The sequence below is a fragment of the Rhizobium ecuadorense genome, assembly GCF_001187535.1.
GTDB classification, from domain to species: domain Bacteria; phylum Pseudomonadota; class Alphaproteobacteria; order Rhizobiales; family Rhizobiaceae; genus Rhizobium; species Rhizobium ecuadorense.
Genome location: NZ_LFIO01000049.1, coordinates 1 through 1,978, shown reverse-complemented (window position 1 = coordinate 1,978; position 1,978 = coordinate 1). Strand labels below are relative to the sequence as shown.

3 protein-coding genes are annotated in these 1,978 nt (G+C 64.8%); all 3 read right to left on the bottom strand.

From position 1 onward, the window contains the following. A partial coding sequence (locus tag AF337_RS02420; RefSeq protein WP_160320228.1) for a four-carbon acid sugar kinase family protein occupies positions 1 to 402 on the bottom strand: 402 nt, incomplete at its 3' end. Further along, entirely contained in the window at positions 399 to 1,391 is a 993-nt protein-coding gene (locus tag AF337_RS02415) for an ABC transporter ATP-binding protein (protein WP_049730901.1), read from the bottom strand. The genes AF337_RS02415 and AF337_RS02420, both read right to left, overlap by 4 nt. After that, positions 1,391 to 1,978 (bottom strand): ABC transporter ATP-binding protein (locus AF337_RS02410; protein WP_152970865.1); only part of this gene is annotated, 588 nt, incomplete at its 5' end. The genes AF337_RS02415 and AF337_RS02410, both read right to left, overlap by 1 nt.

Genomic DNA, 1,978 nt, shown 5'->3' with positions numbered 1-1,978 from the left:
CTCGACACCCCGGCCGACAACGCAGCCGCGGTAGGTCAGGCGCTCCTGATCGGGAATGGCGGGCGCCACCAGGATATTCCTAAGGCCGAGCGCATCCGCCAGCGCCAGGCTTTCCGCCGCGACATTGCCCTTCAGCCGGGAGTCGATCTTCTTCATGACGACGGCAGGCCTCACATCACGCAACACCTTCGTCGCCGATCGCACCCTTTCGGCGGCTTCGTGCTCGCCAAGCGCGCGCGAGGCGGTATTGACGACGACGACATCGCAGCCGGTGGCGATCGCAGCCTGCGCCGCGTCGACATCGACGGCGACCGCGACCGACAGGCCGGCCGAGACGAAGGGCGTGCCGGTATCGAGCGCACCCGTCAGATCGTCGGCGATGATCGCGGCCTTCAGCGTCATGCGATCTGCTCCGTATTGACCGCGTGGCAAGCGACGAGATGGCCGGGCTTGGCTTCCTTCCAGACAGGGATGACCTTGCTGCAGACATCCATGGCGATCGGGCAGCGCGTGTGGAAACGGCAGCCGGACGGCGGGTTCAGCGGGCTCGGCACATCGCCCTGCAGGATCTGGCGCTGGCGGGTGCGCTCATGTTCCGGATCGGTTTCCGGAACGGCCGACAGCAGCGCCCGGGTATAGGGATGCAGCGGATTGTCGAACAGTTCCTCGCGGCTGGCAAGCTCGGCCAGCCGCCCGAGATACATGACGCCGACGCGGGTGCTGATATGGCGCACCACCGCCAGGTCATGGGCGATGAAGAGGTAGGTCAGTCCGTATTTTTCCTGCAGATCGAGCAGCAGGTTGATGATCTGCGCCTGGATCGACACGTCGAGCGCCGAGATCGCCTCGTCGCAGACGATGAATTTCGGCTGGCAGGCAAGTGCTCGGGCGATGACGACGCGCTGGCGCTGGCCGCCGGAAAGTTCGTGCGGGTAACGCTGGGCAAAGCGCGTGGGCAGGCCGACATCGGTCAGCAGCGTCGCCACCTTCTCCTTCAGCTCGCCCTTGGTGCAGAGCTTGTGAAAGAGGATCGGCTCGCCGATCGCCTCGCCCACCGTCATGCGCGGATTGAGCGTCGAATAGGGATCCTGGAAGACGATCTGCAGGTCGCGGCGGAAGGGCCGCATCTGCTTTTCATCAAGCATGGCGAGATCCTGGCCCTTATAAACGACCCTGCCGCTGGTCGCCTTGTAGAGATTGAGGATGGTAAAGCCGGTCGTCGATTTGCCGCAGCCGGATTCGCCGACGAGGCTCAGCGTCTCGCCCTCCATGATATCGAGATCGACATTGTCGAGGGCATAGACGGTCGCCGAGCGCTCACCGAAGGCGCCGAGCTTGACGTGGAAATGCTTGACGAGGTTTTCGACCTTGAGCAGCGGTTGAGGAGCCATCACGCGGCCTCCTGCATTCTCTGAACGACGAAACAGGCGGCGCGGTGATTGCTGCTGCCGCTCAAGGGTTCGAGCCGCGGTACCTTCTCGTGACAGATCGCCTCGACGAGCGGGCAGCGCGGCGCAAACGGGCAGCCCTTCGGACGGCGCCCCGGCTCCGGCGGCGTGCCGCCGATCGAGCTCAACCGACTTGCCGGCGGATCGGACAGTTTCGGGATCGAGGAGAGCAGGCCGCGCGTATAGGGATGGCTCGGGCGGGCATAGAGCTCGTCGACCGGCGCGTCCTCAACAACCGTGCCGGCATAGAGCACGGCGACGCGATCGACGAGGCCGGCAATCAGCGCCAGATCATGGGTGATCCAGACGACGGACATGCCGAGCTTGGCGCGCAGATCCTTCACCAGATCGACGATCTGGGCCTGGATGGTAACATCGAGCGCCGTCGTCGGCTCGTCGGCGATCAGCAGTTTGGGATTGCAGGCAAGGCCGATCGCGATCATCACGCGCTGGCGCATGCCGCCTGATAGTTCATGCGGAAAGGCCTGCAGCCGCTCTTCCGGGCCGGGAATGCCGACGAGGCGCAGAAG